This is a genomic window from Microbulbifer regidiadema (SeqCode), assembly GCF_052466995.1.
This window is the reverse complement of sequence record NZ_CP174297.1, coordinates 1044129-1065349: the sequence shown is the minus strand read 5'-3', so window position 1 is coordinate 1065349 and position 21221 is coordinate 1044129. Positions and strand designations below refer to the sequence as shown.

The following is a 21221-nucleotide window of genomic DNA, read 5'->3' as shown; positions in this document are numbered from 1 at the left end:
ATCAGGGAGGATGGGGGCTACCCGTTGGGGCTCGCCTGGTCTTAGTGCGGCCTTGGTTTTGTGGGCTGGCCGAATTAGCGGGGGCTGAATGGTTTCGCCCTTGAGCCTTCATTTAGGTTGCAATCCCTTGCGCAAAATCGCCCGGGTCGTTTTGTGTCCCCTCAAAAACGTACAGGGATATTGAAGGTATGCCTGTTTCAGCGCGCCCAAGGAGATTTCTCGGTGCGGGTTAGGTTTTCGGTTCTGCGCAATCTGCAATTGGCAGGTGTTCCGTATCCGGCATTGGCATCCATCCGGCAATAACAACACCTTCGGGAAGGTTGAACCATTCACCATTGATAGCGTAGGCATCTATAATGCCGCTATTGCCGCGCCCGGGCCAAAACCCTAAATATAGGGCAATAACAACATCCATATCCTCGGGCATTCTTTCCTTACAGTTAATCCACAAATTTTACCACCGACTGTTTTTGGGGTTTTTAATATGGAGACTCATTGGGTCCGGCGTACCTTTGAGGCCCTTGCTATTTTGTGAGGAGTTGAAACAGTACAAGTACTGTCAGCAGTCAACGTTACCATAAGATTTTTTCAGTGAGGAGTGGATTCTGGGTGCGATCAAAAGGGTGAGCCCCTGGTTTCGGGTCCGTTTAGCTGAGGTAACTTGCCAGCCAAAGGGAATCCTGTCGGCTGGCAAATAGCTGCGCCATCTTTTAGGTGTGGGCTTACAGCGAAATGCCATCCAAATTAGGTAAAAACCTCTGCAACCGACAGTTAATTATTTCAACTCTAAACACCCGCCTGTTCAAATTAAGATCGTATAGTGTGTTTTTGGATCAATTTTGGCGCTCTTGTATCGATTTATCTTATAGGTTTTCTTTGAGGGCTAAGCACTCTACACGGGATTGATTCAGGTTTCAGCCTATATCTTCCGCATACCTTGGCCTAAAAAATGAAATTTTAAAGGACGTTTATTCTTTATTTTGGCTTATTTATTACTTTGAGATCAAAAATATTTAGGTGAATTTAATAGCTAAATTATTTTTGAGTAAAAAACAGCCGTTAATCAAGTTGATATCAGGGGTTGTAGGGGGCGCCTTGCCGCTGGGGGCTGCTGGCGGGTAATAAGAGTACGCTTGGTAAAAGTAGCGCCTAATCACCCCTTTGAGCCTGGATTTTGGATGGTCAGCGCCCTTGGGTGGGGAGGGTTTGAAGGGGGAGAGTGGGGCGCTAAAAACCCCCACCAATCAATTGGCGGGGGTGGAATAAGCTAGTTGGTTTGATTGTTCATCCCTGGTGGGGTAAGTGGTCGGCGAGCAAAACTGGCTAGATAGAATACGATTAACCCTAGAGCGATACCGGGTAAGCCTTCATAGATCATCCCGTGGAGTTCTAGTGCTCGCCAGGTAATTGCAGTCGTAAAGCCTACGATTACTGCTGTAATAGCTGTGGCTTGTGTAGGCCTACCACCAAAGCACAATACCAATAATAGGGGAGCGAAGGCGCTGGCCAGGCTGGACCAGGCAAAAATCACCAGGCTGAAGACGCTTTGGTTGTTGGCGAGTGCCAGCAATAGCGCCGCTCCAGTAATGGCGACCGTAACGAGCTTAAGGAGCCAGGTCTTTTCAATCTTACGGGGGAGGATGTCGTGGGTAATGGCCGCAGAACAGCTGAGAAGTAGTGAGTCGGCGGTGGACATGGTTGCAGCAAAAATACCGGCTAGGATCAAGCCTACCAGGGCGGGGGGTAGTAGCTCTATAGCCATCATTGGCAGTGCGAGTTCAGCATCAAAATTTCCACTATCCGCAATAAATACCTTAGATAGCAAGCCAACTCCAGTAGCCATGCAATAGAACAGAATAAACCACAGATAATACCAGCCTCGAGCGCGATGCATCTTGCTGGAGTCGCTCAGGGTCATAAACCGTATCATCACGTGGGGTTGGCCGATAACAGATAGCCCGGCGAACCCCCAGCTGATAACAAATACAGCAACACCACTCCAGCCAGAAAAGGCCAGCCCCTTGGGAAGCCAGTCAGTAAATCCTTCAATGGCCTGCATCTGTGCTATCGCACTGGGTATTCCTCCGAGGTTGGCAAGTGCAATGGCTAAAAGCGTGCCCATGGCACTGATCATAACGATCGACTGTGCCGCATCAGTCCATATGGAGGCGCGGATACCCCCAGCCAAGCAGTAGAGGCAAACCAATAATGCGCCAACTACAGCTCCGGACCAGAGGGGCCAGTCGAGCAGGACGTGTAGCGCCTTGCTGCCAGCAACTAGCTGAGCCGATGCGTAGATTAGTAGAAATAGTAGAGAGATGGTGCCAATAAGGCGCTGTAGAGTGGAATGCTTTTGCCCATACCAATTACTGAGCGCGCCGGCATAGCTAACCTCGCCACTTGCACTTGTGGCACACCTCAACCGCTTATGCACATAAAGAGACGCAAGGAAGTCACCGGCAATCCACCCTACCATCAACCAGACTGAGGCCAGTCCGGTTAGGTAGGTATAACCAATTACGCCAATAAACATATAGCCGCTGTTGTTGGTTGCCACGGCCGATAGGCCAACTAGCCAGGGGGAAACGCCACTACTGGCAAGGTAATAGTCTGCCTTGGTAGCGCGGCTAAATAGTGCGGAGGATATCCCTACCAGGGTAAATAGGAGTAGAAAACCAATAAATGAATAAACCACCAGAGCCTCTTTATTATCAGATGTTATTATTTCTTATGCGCCTTTCTCGGAGCTTTGTAGTGGCGGCGTTTTAGCGATAACCTTATCGAGATCCTTAAAGACTTTGCTCTTCGCCAGAGGTTGAAGGGCGTTGTCGCTCAAGATTTCATCGCGATAGCTTTCTCTTCGTTTAATGGCCTCGGCGAGATAGCGCAACGCTTCATCAAATTGACCCATTGCGGTGTGAGCGCAGGCCAGCTGATAAAAAGCATGGCTATTACCCGGGTCAATACTTAGGGCCTGGTGGCAAAGATTGGCTGCCCACTGGGGTTCATTCAGTTCTAGAACTGCATCTGCTTTATAGGTCAGTGCCTCGACATCTTCGTGGCGGAGACGCAGAATTTCATCATAGATCGCAATTTTGTTGGCGATAGAGGATTCTTGCTGGGCCCGCAGCCAAAGAGACTGAACTTCCTGGGTAAGTTCGATTTCCTCGCGATTCTCTTCAATATGTAGAGTCTTCTGCTGCAATTGCTTCTCTATAATTCCCAGGCGTTTTTCATACTCCTGAACCAGTTTTGAGATTTCTTCATCGGCTAAGTTGTGTACTCGCTCTTTAATATCCTGTAGGGATCGCCACCCCACCAGGACCAGTATCGAAGTGGCGGCGGCTATCAGGTAAAAGAAGTAGGTAACGGTATCAGTTGCATAGGCTACTGCGCGATCAACAGAATTGTGCTCGCGATCGACTATCTGTTGGATTAGCTCCTGTTTGGCATTGGCCTGATCAATGCGCAATTGTTTGATTTCGTCCAGCATATATCGCTCCACAAAAGGTGTGTAAAGCGGTTTCTGTAAGGATTCCACCTCTTGCTGTGCTTTAGCTCGCTCCTCCGCTTCCGCCTCCCGGGAAATGGCCCCGGGGGAGAGAAGCAGAAAAATTAGAGTGTAGACATTTAGGATGCGAGGCATATTGCGGTCCCGTGATCGTGGATCTCAACCAGCGCCTTATGAAGTGACCTGACCGCAGGGTCGTAGTCTGATTCGTTGACCACAAACTGCATGTCGACGTGCCGCATCGAGTGGTGCATGGCGAGGATACTAACCTTGTTGCTAGACAGCGATTGAATGGCTTTTGCCAGTGCGTCGGGAATTTTCATATCGCTCCCAATGGCGGAGACGATCGCGACTTTCCTCTGGTTTAGTTCTGCTTCCGGGAAGCACTCCTCTAGAGATGCCTGTATCCGCTTGATAGTTTTTAGGTTGGTGGATAAAAAGTGGGTTAGGGTATTGGCATTAGTATTTTTAGAGACAATATGAGCCTTGTACCTTTTTATGACCGTGAGCACCTCTCGGTCATAATCGTGGATCGCACCGGCCATATCCTGGTCAAAAAGTTCCAATGCATAGACACCTTTACAGCCTGCAATAATCTCCACGCAGGGTGAGTCGCTTACGTAGTCGCCAGTAATTAATGTGCCGGTGTGCTCTGGCTCAAAGGTATTCTTTACTCGGAGGGGGATATTCTTCTGGCGCAAGCCCTTGGCCGCCTTCGGGTGAATTGCCTCCATGCCCAGGTTGGCCAGTTGATCAGCCACGTCGTAGTTTGTGCGGCCGATAGGTACGGCGTTATCTGGTCCTACAAGACGGGGGTCTGCACTGCTTAAGTGGAACTCTTTATGGATCACCGCCTCTTTGGCCCCAGTGAGAACCGCGAGGCGGCTAAAGGTCATTTCGCTATAACCTCGATCGAAGGAGATAAGCAGGCCCTTATCACTGTGGGCGTAACCAGTGACAATCGGTAACTGCTGGTTTAGATCGATGTTAGCAAATGCATCCCGAATGCGCTCATCCAGAGATATATGTTTATTGGTGCGCCAGCCTGTTAGATCAACAAAGCAGGCGTTGACACCGTCTCGCTGTAGCAGCTTCGAGGTGTTCCAGGCACTGTGTGCCTCGCCAAGGCTGGCGAGCATCTCTCTAACTGTGCCGAGGTGGGCGTCGAGGGAGAAGTGGCCATGCTGGCAGAGGCTTTGCAGGTCTCGAAGACACTTTTTGGCACCCTCAAGGCGCTCATCCAGGAAGAGGTTAGCTTCCCTGAGCAGGTCGGTATCACCGAATAGGCGGCTATTGATCTGGCGCAATTGGGTGCGGAGTTCGCCAAACTTCACCAGCCAGCTGTCATCCTCAATGCTGCTGGAAAAAAGACCATAAATGCCCGGTTGACCACTCTTTTTGTGCTCTAGCAGCAGATCGGTAATGCCACCATAAGCTGAAACTACAAAAACACGATTGTAGAGCCCTTTGGGGCCACCTTTAATAATGTTATCCCGGACTGACTCATAGTCCGACATGGAGGTGCCACCAATCTTTTCTATCGTATGCATTGTCTCTTACTGGTCCTTTCTTTCTCTTGATAGCGGCGTTCTCCAGTGGGGGCACTGGGTTGTGTTTCATATCAGATAACAGAAATTGATTTCCTTGTGCAGACATATTCTGGCTGCGGTGGGGGCGTAAAACGGCCTCCAGTTTGTTGCTCATTGCGCTTTTGCTGGCACTGCTGCCTTCTCTGGGGTTCTGGATAAATTGAACCGTGAGGGCTATAGGGCCCTGTTTTTACGGATGGTAATTTGGCCTGCTTAAGCCATTGGGCTTTGCATGGCGTTAACTTACCCATAACTCCTTGCTCTGGGGGTGCCCCCCCCTCTTGTTTGGCGGATGCGCTTTAGTGGTCAGCTGCTATCTGGCTATTCACCAATGGATTCAGCTTCCAGCTCATAGGCCCCCTCCGCATTGTGCACCTCCTTCCCGTTTAGAGGGGGGTTAAAGACGCAAGCCATGGTCATCTCTTCAAAGGCTCTTAGGGTGTGTCGGTCATGTTTATCGAGGACGTAGATAGTTCCTGGTTCAATGGAGTATTTTTTTCCGCTGTCCGATACCTCGACCTCTCCTTTGCCGGCGATGCAGTACACGGCTTCCAAGTGGTTTTGATAATGCATTTGGAAGTCAGCACCGCGATATATGGTGGTAATATGGAAGGAGAAGCCCATACCATCATCTTTTAGCAGTAGGCGGGTGCTCTCCCAGTTGCCATCCGGTGAAACAATTCGGCGGGAGGATGTGTTGGCTTTTTGCAGGTTTCTAACAATCATGGGTGTCCTTTTATATTGCCCGTGCAGCTAGTCCGGCCTTGCCTGTCGGCAGGCTTGGCTTTCTGGTGATATTGTTGAGTTTTATTGGGGTTGGTCTAGCAGGCCTCGAAGTAGACTCTTTCTTCGGGTATATCCCGCTCTCCGGCGCAGACTTCCCGAATGGCTGACTCAATAATATCGATACCTTTCTTGAGATGCTGGTCGGTGATAACCAGGGGGCAGAGCAGTTTAACAATCTGATCGTCTGCGCCACTTGTTTCGATGATTAATCCCTTCTTGAAAGCGAGCTTGGTAATTTTTTCTGCGAGTTCGCCACTCACGCAGTCAATGCCCTGGAACATGCCGCGGCCTTTGGTGGTGAAGTTGCCCTCACCGTATCGGTTGACAATGCTTTCCAGCCGCTTAGAGATATATTCCCCTTTCCGTTTAACTTCCTGTGAAAATTTATCGTCAGACCAGTAGTGGTCAATTGCTGCTTTTGCCGTGACAAAAGCTAAGTTATTGCCGCGGAACGTGCCGTTGTGTTCGCCGGGCTTCCACTGGTCTAGCTCGGGCTTCATCAAGACTAGTGCGAAGGGTAGTCCGTAGCCGCTGAGGGACTTGGAAAGGGTAACGATGTCGGGCTCTATGCCGGCCTCTTCGAAACTGAAAAAGTCTCCGGTGCGGCCGCAGCCGGCCTGAATATCATCAACAATAAAGAGCAGGCCATGCTTTTTGCAAACTGTCTGAAGGTTTCTTAGCCATTCGGCACTGGCTGCATTGATTCCGCCTTCGCCCTGAACAGTTTCGACGATAACAGCTGCGGGAGAGTTGATGCCGCTACTGGAGTCTGAAAGTACCTTATCGAGATACTCTGTAGTATCGATATTCTTGCCCAGGTAGCTATCAAAGGGCATTCGATGAGTGCCGTTTAAGCTAACCCCGGCGGCATCCCTGTGGTGAGAGTTGCCGGTGGCGGCCAGAGACCCCAGGCTGACTCCGTGAAAGCCATTGGTAAATGTCACGATATTTTGCTGGCCGGTGACATTGCGGGCAATTTTCATGGCGGCCTCTACCGCGTTCGTCCCCGTCGGACCGGTAAACTGAACGATATACTCCATGTTGCGGGGCTTGAGAACCTTTTCATTTAGCGCTTGCAGAAACTCGCCCTTGGCTTTGGTGTGCATATCCAGGCCGTGAGTGATACCGTCACTCTGGATGTAATCTTGCAAAGCCTGCTTGAATAGTGAGTTGTTGTGGCCATAGTTGAGGGTGCCGGCACCTGCTAGAAAATCCAGATATTGATTTCCCTCTTCATCCCACATGAGTTCGCCTTTTGCGCGGTTGAATACTCGCGGAAAGGAGCGGGCGTAACTTTGTACTTCGGATTCAATCTCATCAAAGATCTTCATGGTTCTCTCTTAAGCTGCTATTGGTTTGGTGATGGGCCCGATGCGCACGCGGCTCTCCGAGTCATGCAGGCCGCTGAAGTGTGTCTCGGAGTCCATCCAGGGGGAGGATTGAAGGTCTGTGGAGAGCTTCTCTGCCGCACTTAGAAAGAGCGCCCAGGAGGAGAGGTTGTGCTCAGTGATTGTGGTCTCGATAAATCTCACAGGCTTGCACTGGGGGCGAGCAATGATGTCCTTAAGCATGCGGGAGGCCAGTCCTAGCCCTCTGGTCTTCTCTGCCACCGCAACCTGCCAAACGAACAAAGTGTCCCTGCGGTCTGGAATTAAGTATCCAGAGATAAAACCCAGCGCCTCTCCATCAGCCTCTGCGATTACTGAGGTGCCGGCAAAATGGCTGCACTGAAGGAGGTTGCAGTAACTCGAGTTGGTGTCCAGGGGCGGGCAATTTTCAATCAGTCCATGGACTTTCATGCCATCTTCCAGGGAAGGCGGTCTCAAAATAAAACTTTCTAATCTAGGCAAAATAATTCCACTAACAAAAATATACTTTCATATCTAAGTATTTTTTTGGTTATAACGCCGCTAAAAATCATTTTTCAGTTGCTTTTGACGCTAAAAAAGCGATTTGCGGCAAAAAATATTTAGAGTGCTAAATATCGTACACTAATTAATTTTGAAGTCTAGGCGCAGAAGATCTAATCGTGCGATTTGTCCTGGAGTTGGTCGGGCTTTTGGGGGAGGGGGCTTACAGATAGGCACCTAAATACACCTTGAAAGCACTGGGGCAGCTGGGGTGAGGGGTAGCAATTCGATGCTGAAGGCTTTTCTGGGGTCTATAAGCGTTTAGCAATCTGGTTTGCAGCTATATAATCCTCTCAATCACCCCAGTTTCGAGATTAAGAGGTAGCTTTGAACAGTATCGAACAAGTGCTAGTAGCCCTGCGGCGAGTAATAAGGGCCACAGATTTGCACTCCAGGCACCTGGCAAAAACTACTGGCCTAACCGCCCCTCAGGTACTGTTGCTACAGGCCATTCGCAACAAGGGGGAGGTGACGATTGGCGAGCTGGCCAATGAAGTTAGCCTGAGCCAGGCGACTGTCACCAATATTCTGGATCGCCTGGAGAAGCGGGGTCTGGTTTACCGCCAGCGATCCCAAGCTGACAAGCGCAAGGTGCATGCCTACCTAACCGAGGAGGCCTCTGAAACCTTGCGCGATGCCCCGATTCCCCTCCAGGATCAATTTGCTCGTCAGTTTGGCGACCTGAAAGACTGGGAGCAAAGTATGATTATTGCGTCACTACAGCGCGTAGCCCAGATGATGGATGCCCAGCATATTGACGCTTCGCCGGTGCTGGACATCGGTATTCTGGATCGCCAGGGCGCGGCGATGGATAAGTCCGCAGCGGCTCTGGGTTACAGCGATATTGCCGACTCTACTGAGAAGGATAAAAACGGTTAATTCGACCGGAAATGACCAAAAGACTTCCGAGGGGGGGCTTGCGCTTGGGTTATATCCAGTGATGACCGGCATTCAAAGGATGTGACCCGTTAGTACTCTCCAGTTGGGGGTGCCGACCCTCAATTGGTTCTTGCGTACAATAGGAGGATTGGCAGCCTCTCGGTATAATCGCCCCTGTGATTGTCGGCCCTGGTGGGATACCCATCGCGCTTGGGCTGCTCTTTTGTCGAAAAGGGAGACTTGAGGCAGGAGTGGACATAGGCGACAGGTAAGTGTTATTCTTCGCGCGCTGGTTTAAAAGCCATTTTTTATTGCAGTTTACCTCGTAGTTTTAGTCATAATCCTTCGTTCGGTCTCGTTTAAAATAATACTTTTTGCCCGCACACCTCCATCTAATTGGAGCGTATTTGTTTAATAAAAGGATATCTATTATGTCTAACACTGTTACTGGTACCGTTAAGTGGTTCGATGAGGGGAAAGGTTTTGGCTTTATCGCCCAGGAATCCGGTCCTGACGTTTTTGCCCACTTCAGTGCTATTTCTGGTGGTGGCTTCAAAACACTGACCGAAGGTCAAAAGGTAGAATTTACCGTGACCCAGGGTGCAAAAGGCCCGCAAGCAGAAAATATTGTCTGCCTGTAATATTTAGGCCTCGCCCCAAAAGGGCGTGACCGCTGTGCCCTCCCTGCACGATCAGAGTGGGGAGGGTGCCTTTTACGGTAAATGTGAAACCCAAATTACCCCCCCTCTACTTCTCCTGGCATTCCAGCAGCCTCTTCGCACATTGTCGATTTTGTGTTCACGAAAGGCGATCTGGCAGGATTCCCAAGTCCTCGATACCTTACTCTCTCCTGAGCTAGCCATACTTGTTGATGGCCATCTCCCCGCAGTGCCCTGAGGTTAACTTTTTATCGTATCCGCACTAGATCGGCCCTTATAAAATTGACTCGCTTTTTTTTAAGGGCGTAGAGTGCTCTTTGGCTGGGGGCTGCTCCCAGTTTATGTCAAGTTTCACGGATATAAGAATGAAAACGATTTACCTGGCGATATTGCTGATCGCCACTTTGGTGCCACTTTCTCCTAGCGCCTACAGTCACCCACTTTACACTAGCGCTGAGGACCTGCTTGAATCTGAGGGCTTTATAGGGTCATTCCTGGTTAAAAAGCAGGGCGTTGATATCCTGCGGAAAGGCTTTGGCTTCGCCAGCGTTGCACAAAAAACACCCAATCGAATCGATACCCAGTATCGAATAGGGTCTCTCTCCAAAACCTTAACCGCACTAGCGATTGTGCAGCTTAAGGCAGCCGGAAAAATTCCCGCTTACGATACCCCTATCTCTCACTTTGTTGTGGACTACCCTAGGGGAGATGAGATCACCCTAAGGCACCTACTTACTCATCGCTCAGGTATCCCGGAGTTTTTTCACGGGATTGACCACAGCCAGTCTTTCAGTCCCATAGAACTGGTCAACTTGACTAAGTACAAGCCGCTTGAGTTCGAGCCGGGCCAAGAATATAGCTATTCAAACTCAAATTATATTTTACTGGGGTATCTTATCGAGTTGCTCTCTGGACAAACCTATACCCAGTATTTGTCTCAGCATATCCTGGGAGAGCTCGACATTAATCATACAGTTTACGGAGAGAGCAAAATATCCCATACCGGCCATGCGCAGGGGTATACGACAGAGGATCAGGCCGAACGGGCAAGCTATATTGATATGTCGATACCCTATTCGGCGGGAGCCCTATCCAGTAACTTGGCTGACCTAGAAGTCTGGTCTGAATCTTTTGCCGCAGAGTCTTTGGTTTCCGCTGCGGATAAAGAGGATATCTTTATCGAGGAGGGCTATGGTTTTGGGTGGCTCAGCTCCACGATTGCTGGTAAGAAGGTATATACCCAATCTGGAGGTATCTACGGTTTTAGTGCTCTGATTGTGATCTTTCCCGAAGAAAATCATCTGATTATTGGGCTCACTAATATCGAGGGGCAGCAGCCAAAGCTTAAACAGTTGGCGGCGATCATTGCCGAAAATGAGTTTTAGGTGATTCAGCATCAAGGTGCGGGCTAGAGCTGTCAGGAGGTCGAATATCTCTGCAAGCCCGCAGAGATATTACGGAATAGCCAACACCTGCGGGCCTATGTTACATCGCCCAATAATCATCCGCTCAGAGTGAAAAACTCTTTATTTCGCATCCCAATAGCAGGGGTTGCCATACTTCTCCTTAAGGAAATCAATAATCACTCGTACTTTAGGGGCCAGGTTGTCAGTGGGTAAGTAAAGTGCGTTGATAGTTTGGTCTTCTGCGGATGAAGATGCACGATAATCGGTCAAAATAGAGACTAGCTTGCCCTGGCGAATCTCTTCATTTATTAGCCAGCTTGGGAACATAACAATTCCGGCTCCGCCTATAGCGCTGGAAACCAGCGTTTCTGCATTATTGCTATACAGAGATCCCTTAACTTCATATGGTGTCAAATTATCTCTGCCTATAAACCACCGCTGTAGCCCGTTGGGCCCCTTAAACACCAAGCAGTTGTGAGCAATTAACTGTTCCGGGGTTTCCGGGGTGCCATTTACCCTTAGGTATTCCGGGCTGGCTGCCAGTATAAAATGTTGATTGCCAAAGCTGTTCATTTTCAGGCCTGAATCTTGGAGTGCTCCGATTCTGATAAGTAAATCAATGCCTTCTTTGGCGGGGTCGATAAAGCTATCTGTCTGCTGCATCTCTATCCTAAGCAGCGGATAGAGTTTCAATAAATCTGGAATATAAGGAGCAACATGAAGCCGCCCAAACGCAACGGGAGCGCTGATCTTTACAACTCCTCGCGGGGTATTGGCTCTCTGTTCGATTTGCCCGCAAACTAGCTCGTACTGACGGACTATATCACTACAGTACTTCGCAAAGGCGGTGCCTTCATCCGTTAATGATATTGCCCTGGTGTGACGGTGTAGAAGTTTTGTTCCCACTTTTCCCTCTAGCTGGGCCATTTTTCTCGACACAGAGGAGGGCGTCATTCCCTGTTTTCTCGAGACTTCAGAATAGTTGCCCAATTGAGCTGTCATTAAGAACAGTTTTAATTCTAGTATTGATATATCGTAATTCATTAGCTATCGGTAGTAAGTATCCGGGGAGTATGCAGGCAATAAATCCCTAGAGAACCTTTGAATAATTCCGTAATACTTCTGCGGGCCTTGAAAACTACAGGTGTTGGGCGCAAATCGCCGCGAGTTGCGGTAGCCCTTTGCAATAGCTGTAGCCTTCAAGGCCCGCTCCTCGAGAGTTTCAGGACTTCCCAAGTAATATAGTAAGCAACTTTTGATTGCTGTTGGACATCTGAATAGGGCTTTACTTCAGTATCTACAGCTAACTGTGGCTTGCGGGCTGCAACCCCTCAGTGTTGCGAACAAGCGTTTTTCGGTTGCCGAGGTAATTACAGATCAGAGCTAGAATCACACAGACCATCGCTGCAATGCGCCAGGAGTTTAAGGGGATCGATGGATTCTCAAACCACCCCTGGGTGTCAATGACCAAGCTCATGCTCATCTGCCCAAAAATTGTAGCAATTGTTGTTGATACCACTCCGATTCTGGGAATGACAGCAACGACGACAAGCATGTAGAAGATGCCAAAAAATGCCCCTATCAGCTGCCACTTGGGGGCGGACAGAATTGATGGGCCGCTGTGTTTGCCAAAGAAGAACACGAGCAAGCCCATAATCACAGCGCCTATCCCAAAAGTAAAGAGGGCACTTTGCACAACCCCTACGCTCTGCCCAAACTTCCCGTTAATTGCTGCCTGGGTGCTCAAAGCTGCGCCGGATAGTATGGCAAGTAACATCAGTCCGATCATAATTTTGCTCCCAAGTAGGTAAAATATAATGCAAGGCATAAAAAGGTTGCCCCACATATTCTCAGGAGATTGATCGGCTGTTTGCGCACCCCAAACCATCCGAGGGAATCAATTAGAAAGCTTTTGGCAGTTTGCCCCACAAGAATCCCGATCATGGTCATAGCTACTCCAAGTATAGGAGTGGCCAAAGTGAGAACCACAACGTAAACCGGTCCTAAAAGGCCACCGGTAAGCTGCCACTTTGGAACCTCTCGCCACCCTATAAATTTTGCGCTGGGGACAAATAGACTGATTAGCCAGAGTAGGGCTGTCCCAACGCCAAATATACTCAGGGTGGCCCACAAGTGACCAACCTGCATGCCTAGGGGGCCCAGTAATCCCGCCTCGACGGAGAGCCCCATGCCGGCAACAACAACTAAAATTGTGGCAATAATGTTCATCGAGGGTCAAATAGGCGTACGCTAGTCAAATGCTCATAGGCCTTTCCATTGGGGTATGAAACAAGCTCAAGTTGCATGCCCCAGGGAGTCATAAAGTACACCCAGGTTTCTCCTTCGGTGGGACCTTCAGTCATCACGGTAGGGGCGCCAAGTACTTTAATATTCTGCGCCTTGAGATATTCAACCGCCGTATCCATATCTTCAACATAGAAAGCTAAATGGTGCCCGCCAATATCAGCATTGTTTGGTGCCACCTTATTTCGATCGATGTTGTCGGCATACTCGAATATTTCCAGGTTGATACTATTGGCACTCATAACGGCAATTTTCTTAATCTCTGCGCGAGGATTCACATTGAGATGATCCGTCATCCAGGTGTCATCCGAGGCAAATGGCCCAAATGTATAAGCCAGCTCGAAGCCAAAATGTTTATTAAAAAAATCAACGGCCAAATCAACATCGGGGACGGTAAATCCAATATGATCTGCTTTCTTAAGTCCGGGGATGGCCATTAGATATCACCTCGGTCATGGCGAAGCTTATTGAGTGCCCCCATGGTGGTGGCCCCTTTATTGAAGCCTGTATACATTGAGGCAAAAACGATCAACTCCTCAATCTCTTCATACGTCGCCCCTTGTTTGAGTGCCATATCAACATGAGCGCCGAACGGGTTACCTTCACCGTTTACATTGAGGGACATTTGGTCAATAGCAATAGTGATTAGCGCCTTGGTTTTCTGATCCAGTAGCGGTTTTCCCCATACTTCGCCTGCGACTCGTACAGCTAGATCTCCCCATACCGGGTTAATAGACTTAAGCCCTTCGATCAATGTCTGATCATCCAAAACAGCATTTTCGTACTTGGTAGTCATAGTTAATATTCCTGGTTGTCTAGTTGATATTTCGCTGTAGCAGCTGGAAGTTATTATAGGCAGTTGCATCCTCCTTAAAACTTATAAGCGGGAACATCACTTTTGCAAATTATGCACAAATGACCGCTGTGAACCTGCCCGTGTATGATCAGGCCTGGCTTCCTGTTGAGTTGATTAATCCAGTGCTCAATGGTTGAACTGCTAGTCGATTAATGTCTGTATGGAGAGGTCGAGCTTGTGTGTCGGCGAGCTTAGAGTTGCCGTTGCCGTGCCTTGTGGTGGATGCACTCAGCACGGTAAAGGCTGCAATGAGTAAGCTCGCGAGAGAGGGGTTTATTGTGGCTGTCAAGTCGCAGTGCGATAGATTGGGCTGAATTGTTCTGCCCGCTGAAGGTTTATCCGGGTATCATTTTTTCAGTGTCAGTTAGCGAGTGCGGATTCCGGTGAGGTTTCTGGTTTGTTGGTATGGAAGCGAAAGTTCGCTATTTATATGTCTATATCGCCTGTAGATAGTGAATGCTGGGATAGACAAGCCCACGGCTAGCCCCCCATAAAAAAGGCCGCTACCAGGGCGATGAGCCCGAGGGAGGTAAATTGTACAGCGGCCTTTCTGAATTTTGGGACCGCAAAGGCCACTACTAATCCACTAATCAGGCTAAATAGCAGGCTGGTACCAAGCATAATTGCTGAAAGCCAGAATAGTGGCCCGGCATGTCCTTTATGTATCAATAAGAATTGGTGCCAGAGGTCGTGTTCTTTCACATGGAGTATTGCGGATTGTTTATCTTCACTTGGCTCCAAATAAACTTGGCGTTTGTAGCCATACCAACCAATGTACTCATCTTCCAGGTAGAAATCTGCTGGCAGGGTTATCTCTTCGGGCTGAACAATCGGAGATATAACCTTCAGGGTCTCTTGCTCACTGCTGGGCAAGCCTTTGGGAAGAGAAATGGAGTACTCAACTTGTTCATCTACCCCTCCCTCTATATCAAAAAGGTAGACCACACCAGTGGCGATATACAAAATAGCAATCGGCAAAAAAAAGCAGGAAAAGTAGATGTGGAGCTTGATCCACAGTAAACGGTTTCTGGATTTCATAGGCACCAAAGAGCGCGGTGCAAATGCATCGCGCTCTGACATAAACAACTTAAAAGGAGGAAATTAAAAGCGGTAGTCTACCGATAGCCGGATATCTCGACCTGCCTCGTACAGCCCGGCAACAATACCCCAACCATCAATGACACTATAATCCGCAACGCTGGAATGATCCCGGTAGTGCTCATTAAGCAGGTTTTGTATCGCCAAATTCACATTTAGGCGATCACTTGCCAAGGGCTCCCAGTGCAAGTAGAGGTCGTGTATCTGGTAGCCGGGCTTGTCGATGGTTTGGGTGCTATCGATCCAGCCAATCTCTACAGCACGCTGTAAAACCTCAATATTGTTCAGGTCCTGTACCAGGGTGTAGTTCCAACCCAGCTCTAACTTAGGGGTAAATGCGTAGTTGGCGGTCAGGTTCCAGGTATCGCCACGGGCATTTGCCAAGCCATTGTGTTCATACCCCTCTACGGTATTCCCGTTGAGTTCTGAATCATTGTGACTGAAAGCCGCACTGAGGGATAACTTATTCCAAGTGTAAGAGGCGCTGAGCTCAAACCCTTCAGTTTCCAGCTCACCCACATTCTCGTAGTAGGTGCCACTTCCGAGCTGATCGAGAATAACGTCATCGATAGTGCTGCGGTAGATAGCCGCTTTTAGTTCAAGGTCACCTTGGATATATTCCAGGCCCAGTTCGCTATTGTCGACTGTCTCAGCGTCCAGGTTGGGAGCAAGTGATGCCGATTCCAATGTGAATCCGTCTCCAACTTCCTTGCCTCGCATCGCTGTTGCATAACCTGCGGTGAAGGTGAGCGCATCCGTAAGTGCATAGCTCATACCGATATTAGGGCTAAAGCCCTGGCTATCGGCCTCATCGTTATGAGTTATCTGCTCCAACTGGTATTCGTCGTAGCGCAGTCCAAAACTCAGCAGCAGTGCCTCCGTCGCCTGCCAGTGATCTTGAATATAAGCCCCAACAATCTGGCCTTCCTCGCGATAGGAGGTGCCGACATAGGGCCCTGAGAGTGAACCGCTTTCTACTTCATCCTCACGAGCCTCTAGGCCGTAGGTGATAGTATGCACACCGATACTGCTGGTATTGCGCAAATCAAAACCAAGGGATTCTACGGATGCGCCGTACTTGCCCCACAGATCAAATACATCCTGCTCCATCTCCGATTTTGTGTGGTAAACCGTTGTCTCCAGGTTGATCAGTGCGCTGGGGGAATACTGGTGATTGATGACAAAGGTCTGGCGTTCAGCATCCATTGGATAGAGCGTATCCCCCTCAAGAGCGGGCCAGTTGGGGCGTCGACCAAACTCCCCAGATTCATCCCGCTGCTCAAAGCTGATGCTCAGTTTTTGATTTTTAGCGAGGTCGCCACTCAACTTTATAAACGCGAGATCCTGATCGGCAGCTGTGCCATAGATGGTGTTGCCGTCGCCATCCTCCATATCGTCGCGATCGATAGTCACAAACGATCCCAGCAGCCCCCAGTTATCAGTGAGCTTCCCGTACACTGAGGCACTGGCTTTTTGGCCGTCATTGCTAAAGTAAGCTCCTTTTACTATAGCGCCAAGCTGCTCGCCCTCATCAAGTAGATCATCGGCATCTTTGGTCTTAAAGCGGATAGCCCCCCCAATTGCACCGGCTCCACTGGTCGCTTCGCCCGCTCCAGCTTGAACTTCAACTTTCTGTAGTAACTCCGGTTCTATGGATACTCGACCAATATGATGGAATAGGGTGCCAGTCTGCGGGGCGCCATCGACGGTAACATTGAGGAGTGTGTCTTCCATGCCCCGGATATAGACTTTCTGGGCGATACCCAGCGATCCGCCAACAGATACAGAGGGTACTTGGCGAAAAATATCGCTAAGATTGTTTGCCTGCTGCTTATCGAGTTCTTCAGGTGTGATCTCGGTATCTGTTGCCACACCGACAACGACTACGGTCTCCATTGAGGTTTCGGCGGGATTCGCTTGCTCTTGAGCCTCCTGTGCCTGACTGATGCCGGCGGCTAGAGCGCTGGATGCCATCAAGGGGAGTAGCGCGTATCTGCTGCGAGGAATGTTGCGAGCCATTTAGCTGTCCTTCTCAGTATTATCTATTCGCAAATGCGAATTGTTCCTATTAAGAATATTAAAGTACAGCAGTGTTGCATTTGTTACATTTAATAGCGGCTTTAGCCTATAGCACTCACAGTGCTCTTATAAAGTCGAGTTGGAAGTGTAATTCTCATACACAAGCCTCCGGCGGAGCGGTTGAAGGCTTCCACAGTTGCGCCCACACTATTTAATTGCCGCCGTGCCAGGGCCAAGCCGAGCCCAAAGTTCTTTGACTCCGAAGCTCGCGATCGATCGGCTCTAAAAAAGGGTTTAAAGATATTATCCAGCAGCGCTTCCGGTACCCCGGGCCCTGAGTCCTCAATATCAATAACAACACGCTCTTGCCCACTTTCCTCCAGGAGCACGTGAACAGCCTGCCCCACCGGGGTATAGCGCATCGCATTGCGCAAGATATTCTCCAGGGCCTGTCCCACGGCCTGGTGATTGGAGTGCCTTATCTCTGCGGTGTCCGGTAGGCGAGTGCAGATAGTCCGGTTGGGGAACTCAAAGCGGGCATCCTCAACAATCACATCAATAAGATCCACTAAATCCAGATCTTCAGTGCCTACAGAAGGCCGCTCATTATCCAGCCAGGCAAGGGTCAGGGTATCCTCAACCAAGCGTCGAATATGAGCGGACTCCCGCTGAATTCTCTGGATGTTTTTGTCATCCGAATAGCGGGTGCCGGCGTCCTCTATCGCAATATCCAGACGGGTGAGAGGGGTCCTTAGCTCGTGGGAAAGGTCGGCGATCAACTGCCGCTGGTTGACAATTTGCTCGCCGATGCGGGCGGCCATCTGGTCGAAGGTTTTTGCCAGTTCGGAAATCTCATCATTGCGGCCACCCAACTGGCGGTGAACCCGAACACTGAAATTCCCTCGGCTGAACTCCCGTGTTGCCTGCTCCAGCTTGCGCAGGGGATGCATAATGTGGCGGTAGAGCATCAGGGAAAACAACGCCAAAATACCCATCGGCAGAAGTATTTGCAGTGCTAATCGAGTTGTCTGCCAGTAACTACCGGGGCGCATCCTGTCGGGCAGTAAAACCAGCAGACTCGTCTTCTCGGTTGTAAATGGGATTTCCATCACTGGGTTGTCCTCAAAATACAAGTGGACTTTCCAATCCACATCGCGACCGAGATTGTAGCCTATGTAGCGATCCTCGTTGCCCCTCTCGCCGGCGATATGAGTTACCTCGTACTGGGTAACGGTGGCCCAGGTGTTTTCCTGTTCCTGCAACGCTTGCAACCACTGCTCCAATTGGGCCTTATCGCCAGAGAGAAAGAGCCTCTCTGCCTCCTCGCCCCAACGCTTTAGCTCCTCTCGGTGAGAGACTTCCAGCAGGCTCATCTGCTCCTCGGTGCGGAGGGTTAGGGTGTTGATCAAATAGAACAGGGCGACAATACCGGCAGCAATGAGCAGGCAGAGTTTCCAGAGAAGTTTTCGGCTCATTTTAGACAGTACCCCCTGCCATGTACGGTCTGTAACCGATCACCACGCCAGCCTGCACCGGTCAATTTGCGCCTGATCCGGCTTAGATGCATGTCCAGGCTGCGATCATAGGCGCCGAGGGTGCGGTTGAGCACCTGTTGGGAGAGGTATGCCTTACTCAGAACTTCACCCCGATATACCGCCAACTCCCACAGCAACTTGAACTGGGTGGCTGTGAATTCAATGGCAAGATCGCTGACAAAAGCCTGCTGGGTGTTTAAATCGAGTTGAAGCCGATCAATTTCTGTATGGTGGACAGGTTCGGCCTGGACTGGCTGACTGCGGCGCAATAGCGCCTCGATTCGCAGTAATAGTTCGGTTTTGCTGAAGGGTTTAGATACATAGTCGTCTGCTCCGTGGCGAAGGCCGGTAATCCTTTCCTCTTCAGCCCCCTTGGCTGTGAGGATAATGACCGGCACTTGGCTGGTTTTACGCAAAATCCTGAGCAGGGAAATACCGTCCATTTCTGGCAGCATCAAATCGAGCAGAATCAACTGATAGTGCGGTTTTGTAGCTTCTAGCAGGGCAGTATTACCCTCATAGCAGGCATTTACTTGGTATCCAGCCCCTTCGATCATCTCACAGAGCTGGCTGTTAAGGCTGCGATCGTCTTCAACGATCAAGATATTGCACTGTGGGGGTGGTTTTTGGCTCATAGGGGCATCGGCTGTATGCAATCTGGTTGCAGGCAAAATTAACACAATGAGCCATGTCTAAGGAGCCTCTGAACAACTCCGTGATGCCTCTGGCTACAGAGCGGTTCACAATCAAGGCGCGGCTTCGCAGGAATATCTAGACCTTTCAAGAAGTCGCAACGCGGGGTTACTGTTCCGGGGTTGAAGCGGTGATAAGCTCCAGTAACTTGGCATTGTATGCCTGGGCATAAAATTTATTGTGTTCGTGCTTCTTGATATCCAGGACATAGCCTTGGATATGGAGCCCTGTTCCACAGATGAAATAGTCCCCCTGGCGATATTCCGCCAGCCGGCCTTGTAAATCTTCGGCTGAAATGCCTGGTGCCACATCACCGAGCCCTGGAGTATAAATCTCTATAAAAGTGGCCCGATTGCGGGAAAAGTCATCCATCGCATCGATAAAGCCCCGTTCGGCTGACAGCAGGGGGTTATTGGCCGCTGCAATTAACGCATAGCTTTTGCTTAGCCCAACCCATACCCAAGCGATACTGCCCGCGAGCAGAGCTATGCCCAGGGCAAAGGTGTTTCTAACCGCTAACTTCATGGTTTGCCCTTATCGAAGCCCAGAGACTGCGCCCTAAGAGAGAAAAGTAGGCTGTGAAAGCCTGATTAATTCTATTGCGCTGCCGCCCCTGGGGGTACAGCCCCAGCTTTGCCTCTCGACTGGCCTTTGAGCCCGCAACCAAAAAATTATTGCTGATACTGGCATCCTGAATAAATGCTTCAAAAGCCCGGGCACACAGCTCCACAGGCTCGCTGTAGTAGATAGAGCCGTTGTCTTTATCGGCATTGACAGAAGCGGCTACCAGATCGCTGGGATGATTACCGCTTTCATCCAGCATCACCGCCTGGAAGCAGGCGAAAAGCAAGTCGTTGAGAGGGTGGGGGACCGGAGTCGCATCGCGCAACCAAGCTTCTGAGGCATACATAGTACCGGATACATCACTGAATGCTTTTGCGGCCAGATAGTGATCAAGTGCATGAAACCACTCGTGGGCGATAGAGCCGGGTCCGGCATTTTTGGCCAGAGAGAAACTCTGTGCGGAGGGGTCATAAAAAGCAGCCATGCCGGGGTGCCCTCCGATTCCATATTGGAAGGATAGGGTCCCGCGAAGGGATACCAGGGTCTCGGGCCCCTGAAGAATGGTCATTAAATCATCAAGAGCATCGTAGAAAAGGCCCGCTGCACGGTCCCTCTCCTCAGTAGTGACCCACCGGCCAATAGCGATGGAGCGAAACCCAAATCGCCGTCTTACATCCATAAATGAAACGGGTGGGCGCTGGGTGTTGGCGCGGCCACTGCGGTAGAACTCGCGAGCTAAAACCATATTGGTATCAGTAAGTAAGGGGAGGGGGATATTAATCTGCCAGTTTGGGAGTTGGCAATGGCTTACTGAAATCCAGGCTGAGGGGGCGGAATTTGAACCTGTGACTACTCATTCAAACAGGGAGGACTGAGAATTCTTAAGGTGGGCTAAACTGTCTTCAAATTTTATCTTTTTGTTGGCTTTTTCTATATCGGGCCCCGTCATTAGGGACTTAAGCTTGTCGATATCGTCGGCACATTTAATCTTTATGAATTCTCTGGTCTTGCTGATAAAGACGAGGGAGTATTTGCCCAGCCTTGTAATCTCAATAACATTAGATAAGGTTCCTGTGCTCGATCCATCCCAGATCATAAACCCATAATCGCAGTCGCTCGCCATTTCCTTGTCTTTAGCCTGGTAGAACTCTCTGCTGCCGACACGATGGTGTGTGCTGACATGCTCTGTGTTCCAGAGGCCCAGGTTATTTCTCGCTTTTTTGCCACTACAATAAACAACTACATTTTTGTAGTTAAGGTGCTGCACATAATTTTGAACCGCGCTATCTGCACCATTGGCATCACCAAGAATAATAGTAAAGGTTGAGGCCACAATCCGATTGATCCTTTCCTGTGCGGCAGGATCAATTTCCTTAATTGTTATAGAGCCTGATATGAAAACTTTCGTCATG

The 21221-nt window shown here is 49.7% G+C and carries 22 protein-coding genes; 3 read left to right on the top strand and 19 right to left on the bottom strand.

What is annotated here, in order from left to right; translation table 11 throughout:
* Positions 1-229: 229 nt before the first annotated feature.
* From ACJJIK_RS04385 to ectA, 7 genes are all read right to left on the bottom strand, one after another.
* Complete coding sequence (locus tag ACJJIK_RS04385; RefSeq protein ID WP_444930976.1) at positions 230-451, bottom strand: DUF551 domain-containing protein; 222 nt, start codon at positions 449-451, stop codon at positions 230-232.
* Between the two features lie 816 nt (positions 452-1267).
* A complete protein-coding gene (locus ACJJIK_RS04380; RefSeq protein WP_444944333.1) occupies positions 1268-2695 on the bottom strand; it encodes a sodium/proline symporter in 1428 nt (475 codons plus the stop codon).
* A 33-nt stretch (positions 2696-2728) separates the two neighbouring features.
* A complete protein-coding gene (locus ACJJIK_RS04375; RefSeq protein WP_444930978.1) occupies positions 2729-3646 on the bottom strand; it encodes a TPR end-of-group domain-containing protein in 918 nt (305 codons plus the stop codon).
* On the bottom strand, positions 3631-5061 hold the full coding sequence (locus ACJJIK_RS04370) for an aspartate kinase (protein WP_444944332.1): 1431 nt from the start codon (positions 5059-5061) through the stop codon (positions 3631-3633). Before ACJJIK_RS04370 ends, ACJJIK_RS04375 begins: the two co-directional genes overlap by 16 nt.
* Positions 5062-5421: 360 nt before the next feature.
* The gene (locus ACJJIK_RS04365) at positions 5422-5826 is read right to left on the bottom strand and encodes an ectoine synthase (RefSeq protein ID WP_444944331.1); all 405 of its coding nucleotides are present in this window, start codon (positions 5824-5826) and stop codon (positions 5422-5424) included.
* 95 nt (positions 5827-5921) lie between these two features.
* Positions 5922-7217 carry a diaminobutyrate--2-oxoglutarate transaminase gene (gene ectB / locus ACJJIK_RS04360; protein ID WP_444944330.1) on the bottom strand — a complete coding sequence of 432 codons (1296 nt, stop codon included), beginning with the start codon at positions 7215-7217 and terminating at the stop codon, positions 5922-5924.
* A gap of 9 nt (positions 7218-7226) precedes the next feature.
* Positions 7227-7712: a diaminobutyrate acetyltransferase gene (gene ectA, locus ACJJIK_RS04355; RefSeq protein WP_444945036.1), complete on the bottom strand. Its 486-nt coding sequence runs from the start codon at positions 7710-7712 to the stop codon at positions 7227-7229.
* Positions 7713-8123: 411 nt separating this feature from the next.
* Between ectA and ACJJIK_RS04350 the strand changes: the two genes are divergently transcribed.
* From ACJJIK_RS04350 to ACJJIK_RS04340, 3 genes are all read left to right on the top strand, one after another.
* Positions 8124-8675 (top strand): MarR family winged helix-turn-helix transcriptional regulator, encoded by a 552-nt coding sequence (locus ACJJIK_RS04350; protein ID WP_444930983.1) that lies wholly within the window; start codon positions 8124-8126, stop codon positions 8673-8675.
* Positions 8676-9106: 431 nt separating this feature from the next.
* Positions 9107-9316 (top strand): cold-shock protein, encoded by a 210-nt coding sequence (locus tag ACJJIK_RS04345; RefSeq protein WP_444930984.1) that lies wholly within the window; start codon positions 9107-9109, stop codon positions 9314-9316.
* Between the two features lie 383 nt (positions 9317-9699).
* A complete protein-coding gene (locus tag ACJJIK_RS04340; RefSeq protein ID WP_444944329.1) occupies positions 9700-10719 on the top strand; it encodes a serine hydrolase domain-containing protein in 1020 nt (339 codons plus the stop codon).
* A 141-nt stretch (positions 10720-10860) separates the two neighbouring features.
* On the opposite strand, the gene ACJJIK_RS04335 is transcribed toward ACJJIK_RS04340, so the two are convergent.
* From ACJJIK_RS04335 to ACJJIK_RS04280, 12 genes are all read right to left on the bottom strand, one after another.
* Positions 10861-11784 carry a LysR family transcriptional regulator gene (locus ACJJIK_RS04335; protein WP_444930986.1) on the bottom strand — a complete coding sequence of 308 codons (924 nt, stop codon included), beginning with the start codon at positions 11782-11784 and terminating at the stop codon, positions 10861-10863.
* A gap of 259 nt (positions 11785-12043) precedes the next feature.
* A complete protein-coding gene (locus ACJJIK_RS04330; protein WP_444944328.1) occupies positions 12044-12529 on the bottom strand; it encodes a DMT family transporter in 486 nt (161 codons plus the stop codon).
* Positions 12526-12969 (bottom strand): DMT family transporter, encoded by a 444-nt coding sequence (locus tag ACJJIK_RS04325; protein ID WP_444944327.1) that lies wholly within the window; start codon positions 12967-12969, stop codon positions 12526-12528. The genes ACJJIK_RS04330 and ACJJIK_RS04325 overlap by 4 nt, the downstream gene beginning before the upstream one ends.
* Complete coding sequence (locus tag ACJJIK_RS04320) at positions 12966-13481, bottom strand: VOC family protein (RefSeq protein WP_444930989.1); 516 nt, start codon at positions 13479-13481, stop codon at positions 12966-12968. Before ACJJIK_RS04320 ends, ACJJIK_RS04325 begins: the two co-directional genes overlap by 4 nt.
* Entirely contained in the window at positions 13481-13840 is a 360-nt protein-coding gene (locus ACJJIK_RS04315; protein ID WP_444944326.1) for a carboxymuconolactone decarboxylase family protein, read from the bottom strand. The genes ACJJIK_RS04320 and ACJJIK_RS04315 overlap by 1 nt, the downstream gene beginning before the upstream one ends.
* 540 nt (positions 13841-14380) lie before the next feature.
* A complete protein-coding gene (locus ACJJIK_RS04310) occupies positions 14381-14938 on the bottom strand; it encodes a hypothetical protein (protein WP_444944325.1) in 558 nt (185 codons plus the stop codon).
* Between the two features lie 63 nt (positions 14939-15001).
* Complete coding sequence (locus tag ACJJIK_RS04305) at positions 15002-17017, bottom strand: TonB-dependent receptor plug domain-containing protein (protein ID WP_444944324.1); 2016 nt, start codon at positions 17015-17017, stop codon at positions 15002-15004.
* Positions 17018-17118: 101 nt separating this feature from the next.
* Positions 17119-18492: a histidine kinase sensor domain-containing protein gene (locus ACJJIK_RS04300; RefSeq protein ID WP_444944323.1), complete on the bottom strand. Its 1374-nt coding sequence runs from the start codon at positions 18490-18492 to the stop codon at positions 17119-17121.
* The gene (locus ACJJIK_RS04295) at positions 18489-19187 is read right to left on the bottom strand and encodes a response regulator transcription factor (RefSeq protein WP_444944322.1); all 699 of its coding nucleotides are present in this window, start codon (positions 19185-19187) and stop codon (positions 18489-18491) included. The genes ACJJIK_RS04300 and ACJJIK_RS04295 overlap by 4 nt, the downstream gene beginning before the upstream one ends.
* A 166-nt stretch (positions 19188-19353) precedes the next feature.
* Positions 19354-19770 (bottom strand): hypothetical protein, encoded by a 417-nt coding sequence (locus tag ACJJIK_RS04290; RefSeq protein WP_444944321.1) that lies wholly within the window; start codon positions 19768-19770, stop codon positions 19354-19356.
* Entirely contained in the window at positions 19754-20554 is an 801-nt protein-coding gene (locus ACJJIK_RS04285) for a CLCA_X family protein (protein ID WP_444930996.1), read from the bottom strand. The genes ACJJIK_RS04290 and ACJJIK_RS04285 overlap by 17 nt, the downstream gene beginning before the upstream one ends.
* Positions 20555-20662: 108 nt before the next feature.
* On the bottom strand, positions 20663-21220 hold the full coding sequence (locus tag ACJJIK_RS04280) for a hypothetical protein (protein ID WP_444930997.1): 558 nt from the start codon (positions 21218-21220) through the stop codon (positions 20663-20665).
* Position 21221: the final 1 nt, after the last annotated feature.

Coding starts and splice junctions, on each gene's coding strand:
- ACJJIK_RS04375 (WP_444930978.1), bottom strand. CDS start 3,646: ATGCCTCGCATCCTAAATGTCTACACTCTAATTTTTCTGCTTCTCTCC.
- ACJJIK_RS04370 (WP_444944332.1), bottom strand. CDS start 5,061: ATGCATACGATAGAAAAGATTGGTGGCACCTCCATGTCGGACTATGAG.
- ACJJIK_RS04365 (WP_444944331.1), bottom strand. CDS start 5,826: ATGATTGTTAGAAACCTGCAAAAAGCCAACACATCCTCCCGCCGAATT.
- ectB (WP_444944330.1), bottom strand. CDS start 7,217: ATGAAGATCTTTGATGAGATTGAATCCGAAGTACAAAGTTACGCCCGC.
- ACJJIK_RS04345 (WP_444930984.1), top strand. CDS start 9,107: ATGTCTAACACTGTTACTGGTACCGTTAAGTGGTTCGATGAGGGGAAA.
- ACJJIK_RS04340 (WP_444944329.1), top strand. CDS start 9,700: ATGAAAACGATTTACCTGGCGATATTGCTGATCGCCACTTTGGTGCCA.
- ACJJIK_RS04335 (WP_444930986.1), bottom strand. CDS start 11,784: ATGAATTACGATATATCAATACTAGAATTAAAACTGTTCTTAATGACA.
- ACJJIK_RS04330 (WP_444944328.1), bottom strand. CDS start 12,529: ATGATCGGACTGATGTTACTTGCCATACTATCCGGCGCAGCTTTGAGC.
- ACJJIK_RS04325 (WP_444944327.1), bottom strand. CDS start 12,969: ATGAACATTATTGCCACAATTTTAGTTGTTGTTGCCGGCATGGGGCTC.
- ACJJIK_RS04320 (WP_444930989.1), bottom strand. CDS start 13,481: ATGGCCATCCCCGGACTTAAGAAAGCAGATCATATTGGATTTACCGTC.
- ACJJIK_RS04315 (WP_444944326.1), bottom strand. CDS start 13,840: ATGACTACCAAGTACGAAAATGCTGTTTTGGATGATCAGACATTGATC.
- ACJJIK_RS04310 (WP_444944325.1), bottom strand. CDS start 14,938: ATGAAATCCAGAAACCGTTTACTGTGGATCAAGCTCCACATCTACTTT.
- ACJJIK_RS04305 (WP_444944324.1), bottom strand. CDS start 17,017: ATGGCTCGCAACATTCCTCGCAGCAGATACGCGCTACTCCCCTTGATG.
- ACJJIK_RS04300 (WP_444944323.1), bottom strand. CDS start 18,492: ATGAGCCGAAAACTTCTCTGGAAACTCTGCCTGCTCATTGCTGCCGGT.
- ACJJIK_RS04295 (WP_444944322.1), bottom strand. CDS start 19,187: ATGAGCCAAAAACCACCCCCACAGTGCAATATCTTGATCGTTGAAGAC.
- ACJJIK_RS04290 (WP_444944321.1), bottom strand. CDS start 19,770: ATGAAGTTAGCGGTTAGAAACACCTTTGCCCTGGGCATAGCTCTGCTC.
- ACJJIK_RS04285 (WP_444930996.1), bottom strand. CDS start 20,554: ATGGTTTTAGCTCGCGAGTTCTACCGCAGTGGCCGCGCCAACACCCAG.
- ACJJIK_RS04280 (WP_444930997.1), bottom strand. CDS start 21,220: ATGACGAAAGTTTTCATATCAGGCTCTATAACAATTAAGGAAATTGAT.